The organism is Methylobacterium indicum (assembly GCF_001043895.1).
GTDB lineage: Bacteria > Pseudomonadota > Alphaproteobacteria > Rhizobiales > Beijerinckiaceae > Methylobacterium > Methylobacterium indicum.
Genome location: NZ_JTHF01000242.1, coordinates 1 through 6,381, shown reverse-complemented (window position 1 = coordinate 6,381; position 6,381 = coordinate 1). Strand labels below are relative to the sequence as shown.

The window sequence follows — 6,381 nt, the reverse complement described above, 5'->3', positions numbered from 1 at the left end:
GCATCCACCTCGTCGGCCGGTCGTTCAAGTATCACCGGCCGCGGGGCATCCTGAGCCACGGGCCCGACGAGCCGAGCGCGCTGCTCTCGGTCGATCGCGGGCCCGGCCGGGTCGACCCGAACAACCGCGCCTCGGTGGTCGAGGCGCGCGACGGGCTCAAGACCCTGTCGCAGAACCACTGGCCCTCGCTCGAGGTCGATGTCGGCGCGGTCAACGACCTGCTGTCGCCGGTCTTCGTCGCGGGCTTCTACTACAAGACCTTCATGTGGCCCCGGAAGTTCTGGGACAAGGTCTACGAGCCGTTCATCCGCGCGGCGGCCGGCCTCGGCAAGGCGCCGGCCGTGGCCGATCCGGACCGCTACGCCAACCGCCACGCCCATTGCGACGTGCTGGTGGTCGGCGCGGGTCCCGCGGGCCTCGCGGCGGCGCTGGCGGCGGCGCGCACCGGCAAGCGGGTGATCCTGGCTGACGAGGGGCCCGAGCCCGGCGGCTCGCTCCTGCACGACCTGACCTCCGAGATCGACGGGCGGCCCGCCGCCGCGTGGCTCGCCGAGACCCTGGCCGATCTCGACGCGCGCGAGAACGTCATCCTGCTGCCGCGCACCACGGCCTTCGGCTACTACAACCACAACCACGTCGCGCTCGCCGAGCGCGTCACCGACCACCTGCCGGCGGGCGGCGGGCAGGCGCCGCGCGAGCGGCTCTGGCAGGTCCGCGCCGGCGAGGTGGTGCTGGCCGGCGGCGCCCACGAGCGGCCGCTGGTCTTCGCCGACAACGACCGGCCCGGCATCATGCTGGCCGAGAGCGTGCGGGTCTTCGTCAACCGCTACGGCGTGCTGCCGGGCCGGCGCATCGTCTTCGCGACGGCCGGCGCCTCGGCCTATCGGGCGGCGCTCGACGCCAAGGCGGCCGGGGCCGAGGTCACCCTCGTCGACCTGCGGCTCGAGACCGATTGCGGGCCGGAGCCGGCGCGGCTGCGGGCGGCGGGGATCGAGGTCCTGACCGGCCACACCGTGCTCGGCGCCAAGGGCGGCAAGCGGGTGACCGGGCTCCTCGTCGCGCCGATCGGGCCCGAGGGGCGCATCGGGACCTCCCGCCTCCTCTCCTGCGACTGCGTCGGCATGTCGGGCGGCTGGACGCCGGCCGTGCACCTGTTCTCGCAGTCCCGCGGCAAGCTCCACTACGACTGGGACATCGATGCCTTCGTGCCGGGCAGCTCGGCGCAGGCCGAGCGCTCGGCGGGGGCGGCCAAGGGCACCTACGACCTCGCCGCCTGCCTGACCGAGGGCGATGCGGCGGGCGCGGCGGCGGCCGGCTCGGACGCCCGGCACCCCCTCGCGGCGACGCCGACCGCGACCGGCTTCCAGCCGGTGCGGGTGATGCCGACCGACGCGAACCCGACCAAGATCCGGGCCTTCGTCGATTTCCAGAACGACGTCACCGCCAAGGACATCAAGCTCGCGGTGCGCGAGGGCTTCCACTCGATCGAGCACGTCAAGCGGTACACCACGACCGGCATGGCGACCGACCAGGGCAAGACCTCGAACATGAACGCGCTCGGCATCGTCGCCGGGCAGCTCGACAAGACCCTGCCGGGCGTCGGCACCACCACGTTCCGGCCGCCCTACACGCCCGTCACCTTCGGCGCCCTGGTCGGCCCGGCGCGCCACGCCCTGTTCGACCCGATCCGCACCACGCCGATCCACGGCTGGGCCGAGGCCCATGGTGCGCTGTTCGAGAACGTCGCCCTGTGGCGTCGCGCCTGGTACTTCCCGAAGCCGGGCGAGGACCTGCACGCGGCGGTGGCCCGCGAGTGCCAGGCGGTGCGCGAGGGGGTCGGCATCTTCGACGCCTCGACGCTGGGCAAGATCGAGATCGTCGGCCCGGACGCGGCCGAGTTCATGAACCGGATGTACATCAATCCCTGGGCCAAGCTCGAACCCGGCCGCTGCCGCTACGGGCTGATGCTCAAGGAGGACGGCTACATTCTCGACGACGGCGTCGTGGCCCGGGTCTCGCCCGAGTGCTTCCACGTCACCACCACGACCGGCGGCGCCGCCCGGGTGCTCGCCCACATGGAGGACTACCTCCAGACCGAGTGGCCCGACCTCGACGTCTTCCTGACCTCGACCACCGAGCAATGGGCGGTGATCGCCCTCCAGGGCCCGAAGGCCCGCGCGGTGATCGAGCCCCTGGTGGAGGGCATCGACCTGTCGCCGCAGGCCTTCCCGCACATGGCGATGCGCACCGGCACGATCTGCGGCGTGCCGACCCGGCTGTTCCGCGTGTCGTTCACGGGCGAGCTCGGCTTCGAGATCAACGTGCCCTCCGATCAGGCGCTCGCCGTCTGGGAGGCGATCATGGAGGCGGGCCGGCCGCACGGGATCACCCCCTACGGCACGGAGACGATGCACGTCCTGCGCGCCGAGAAGGGCTACATCATCGTCGGCCAGGAGACGGACGGCACGGTGACGCCGGACGACGTGGGCCTGGCCGGCATGATCGCCAAGGCGAAGAAGGACTTCGTCGGCAAGCGCTCCCTGGCGCGGCCCGACGTGGTCGCCAAGGGCCGCAAGCAGCTGATCGGCCTCGTCACCGACGACCCGAAGCTCGTCCTCGACGAGGGCGCCCAGATCGTCGCCGATCCGGGCCAGCCGATCCCGATGCGGATGCTCGGCCACGTCACGTCGAGCTACTGGAGCGCGAATTGCCAGCGCTCCATCGCCCTCGCCCTCGTGGCGGACGGGCGCGACCTCATGGGCCGGACGCTCCACGTCACGACCCCGGACGGCTTCACCACCGCCACGGTGGCCGAGCCGGTATTCCTCGATCCCAAGGGGGAGCGCATCAATGCTTGAGGTCCGCTACCGCACCGCCCGCACCCTGCCGCTGGGGCGCCCGGTGGCGCCCGCCCTGGCCCGCGGCGGCATCCTCGTCCAGCCGGCCGAGGCCGAGGCGCGCTTCTCCCTGCGCCTGCGCGGTCCCCTCTCCCCGGGAGGCTTCCCCCTCGACCGGCCGATCAACACGGTGACGGGCGACGACCGGCGCTGGGTCGCGCGGCTCGGGCCCGACGAGTGGCTGATCGGAATGCCCGAGGGCGAGGCCGACCTCCTCATGGAGGCGGTGGCCGCCGACCTCCAGGGCCGCGCCCATTCCCTGGTCGACATCTCGCACCGCAACGTCGGCATCGAGGTCAGCGGCGCGCTGGCGGCCGAGGTTCTCAACGCCGGCTGCCCGCTCGATCTCGGCGATGCCGCCTTCCCGGCGGGCCGCGCGACCCGCACGCTGCTCGGCAAGGCCGAGATCGTGCTCATCCGCCACGCCGGGCCGGTGCCGGCCTACCGGGTTGAATGCTGGCGCTCCTTCGCGACCTACGTGCACGGCTTCCTCCAGGAGGCCGCGATCGCGGCGCAACCGGTGGAGCGGGTCCCCGCCCGATGATCAGCGCCTTCGATCTGTTCAAGATCGGCATCGGCCCGTCGAGCTCGCACACGATCGGCCCGATGGTCGCCGCGCGCCGCTTCCGCGAGCGCGTGGCGGGCCTGCCCGGCACGGCGCGGGTCAGCGCCGAGATCTTCGGCTCGCTGGCCTGGACCGGGCGGGGCCACGGCACCGACGTGGCGATCTTCCTCGGCCTCCTGGGCCACGAGCCCGCCACCGTCGATCCCGACCGGGTGGCGGAATACACCAAGACCCTGGCGGAGACCGGCGAGATCGGGCTGCCGGGGCTGACCTTCGCGCCCGCCCGCGACCTGACGCTCAACTTCACCGAGGTCCTGCCGCGCCACACCAACGGCATGCGGTTCCGCGCCTTCGACGCGGCCGGCGCCCTCCTCGACGAGGTGGTGTGCTACTCCGTCGGCGGCGGCTTCGTCGAGGAGGAGGGAGACACCGGCCCGGTGGGGATCGAGGCCGCCCCGGTCCCCTACCCCTTCGACAGCGGCGCCGACCTGCTGCGGGTCTGTGCCGAGACCGGCCTGTCGATCGCGCAGGTCCAGATGGCCAACGAATGCGCCCTGCGCCCGAAGGCCGAGATCGAGGCGGGCCTCGATGCCCTGCGCGACGCGATGCTCGCCTGCATCGCCCGCGGCCTGCGGATGGAGGGCGAGCTGCCCGGCGGCCTCAAGGTCCGCCGGCGCGCCCGGCGGCTGCACGAGACGCTGGAGGCCAAGAAACTCGCCAACAGCCGGCCGGCCCACGAGATCATGGACTGGATCGGCCTCTTCGCCCTCGCGGTGAACGAGGAGAACGCCTCGGGCGGGCGGGTGGTCACGGCGCCGACCAACGGGGCGGCCGGCATCGTGCCGGCGGTCCTGCGCTACATCGTCGATTTCTGCCCGGACTGGTCCGACGCCCGCGGCCGCGACTACCTGCTGGCGGCCGCCGCGATCGGCGGGCTGATCAAGCGCCGCGCCTCGATCTCGGGTGCCGAGGTCGGCTGCCAGGGCGAGGTCGGCTCGGCGGCCGCGATGGCGGCGGCGGGGCTCGCCACGGTGCTGGGCGGCTGCCCGCGCCAGGTGGCGAACGCCGCCGAGATCGCGATGGAGCACCATCTCGGCATGACCTGCGACCCGATCGGCGGCCTCGTCCAGATCCCCTGCATCGAGCGCAACGCCTTCGGGGCCAACAAGGCAGTGGCGGCGGCCTCCCTCGCCCTGCACGGCGACGGGGTGCACTTCGTCAGCCTCGACCAGGTCATCGAGACGATGCGCCAGACCGGCCACGACATGCAGGACAAGTACAAGGAGACGTCGCTCGGCGGCCTCGCCGTCAACGTCTCGGCCTGCTGAGCGGACGGTCGCGGCCAGGCTGGCCGGTCCTCCCCTAACGGGGGATCGGTCGGGGACGATGAGGGACGGCATGCCCCATCGCGGCGGGCGCGGGGCTGTCCGAGGAGATCGTCTCGACGATCAGGCCCGAGGGCGCGCCGCCCGGCGGGGGGCGCGACCCCGACGGACACGGTTGGGCATCCGTGAGGAGAGGGCCTCGGCAGATCGGCGAGACGGCCGGGTCCGCCCGGCGCCCTCCCGACGACGGAGGCGCATCCGCCCTGCCTATCCAGCCCGGGCGCGGTTGAACCCGCTCGCTCGGCGATCCGGCTCCGTCTCCGGCAGGTCTCAGGGCGGCGGCGGCGCGGCCGGGGTCTTGCCGCGGATGAGCGCCATCACGGCCTCGTCGCGCTCGGAGATCAGGCGGGCGCCGCGCTGGAAGCTGACATAGGCCCAGAGCCAGCGCAGGGTGACGACGAGCCGGTTGTGGAAGCCGACCAGCAGGTAGACGTGGGCGACGCCCCAGACCAGCCAGGCGAGGAAGCCCTTCAGCTTGACGTGGTCCCACTGCACCACGCCGGCATTGCGCCCGATGATCGCGAGGTTGCCGCGGCTGCGGAAGCGGAACGGCTGCGGCGCCTTGCCGTTCAGGATGCGCTCGCGCAGCGAGCGGCCGAGATAGCGGCCCTGCTGGTCCGCCACTTGGGCGAGGCCCGGCAGAGGCTTGCCGTCCTCGGCCTTCGCCATGGCGAGGTCGCCGAGCGCGTAGACCCCCGGCCGGCCGATCACCGCGAGGTCCGGCCCGACCGGGACGTGGCCCTGGCGCGTCGTCTCGACGCCGAGCCACTCGCCCGCCGGCGAGGCCCTGACGCCCGCGCCCCAGACCACGGTGGCGGCCGGGATCAGCCGGCCCTGGACGGTGATGCCCCGCTCCGACACGTCCTCGACCGCGTGGTCGGTCAGCACCGTGACGCCGAGCGTCTCGAGCGCCTTGCGGCTATAGGCCGAGAGGTCGTCCGAGAAGGTGCCGAGGATCCGGGGCGCGGCCTCGATCAGGAGGATGCGGGCCTGGGTCGGGTCGATGCGGCGGAAATCCTGCGACAGGGCGTGGTGGGCGAGACCCGCGATGGCGCCCGCCATCTCGACCCCGGTCGGCCCGCCGCCGATCACCGCGAAGGTCATCAGCCGTTCGCGGGCGGCCGGATCGTCCTCGCGCTCGGCGGCCTCGAAGGCGAGCAGCACCCGGGCGCGGATCCGGCGGGCGTCGTCGAGGGTCTTGAGCCCCGGGGCGTAGCGCTCCCATTCGGGATGGCCGAAATAGCTGTGGGTGGCCCCGGTCGCCAGGACCAGCGTGTCGTAGGGGATGCGGGTGCCGTCGCGCAGGATCGCGGCGCGGCCCTGGGTGTCGATGCCCTCGACCTCGCCCATCAGCACGCGGACGTTGCGGTCCCGGCGCAGGATCGCCCGGATCGGCTCGGCGATCTCGCCCGGCGCGATGACGGCGGTGGCGACCTGGTAGAGCAGCGGCTGGAACAGGTGGTGGTTGCGCCGGTCGATCAGCGTGACCGCGATGCGCTCCGCCCCCCCGAGACCCCGCGCCGTGGTGAGCCCG

At 73.2% G+C, this 6,381-nt stretch carries 4 protein-coding genes; 3 read left to right on the top strand and 1 reads right to left on the bottom strand.

Annotated features, from left to right (window positions below):
* The 3 genes from QR78_RS25260 to QR78_RS25250 all read left to right on the top strand — a co-directional run.
* Window positions 1-2,858 (top strand): sarcosine oxidase subunit alpha family protein (locus tag QR78_RS25260; protein ID WP_048430356.1); only part of this gene is annotated, 2,858 nt, incomplete at its 5' end.
* Window positions 2,851-3,441 carry a sarcosine oxidase subunit gamma gene (locus tag QR78_RS25255; RefSeq protein WP_048430355.1) on the top strand — a complete coding sequence of 197 codons (591 nt, stop codon included), beginning with the start codon at window positions 2,851-2,853 and terminating at the stop codon, window positions 3,439-3,441. The genes QR78_RS25260 and QR78_RS25255, both read left to right, overlap by 8 nt.
* On the top strand, window positions 3,438-4,790 hold the full coding sequence (locus QR78_RS25250) for an L-serine ammonia-lyase (RefSeq protein WP_048430354.1): 1,353 nt from the start codon (window positions 3,438-3,440) through the stop codon (window positions 4,788-4,790). Before QR78_RS25255 ends, QR78_RS25250 begins: the two co-directional genes overlap by 4 nt.
* Before the next feature lie 327 nt (window positions 4,791-5,117).
* Here QR78_RS25250 and QR78_RS25245 read toward each other — a convergent pair.
* Window positions 5,118-6,381 (bottom strand): NAD(P)/FAD-dependent oxidoreductase (locus QR78_RS25245; protein WP_048430353.1); only part of this gene is annotated, 1,264 nt, incomplete at its 5' end.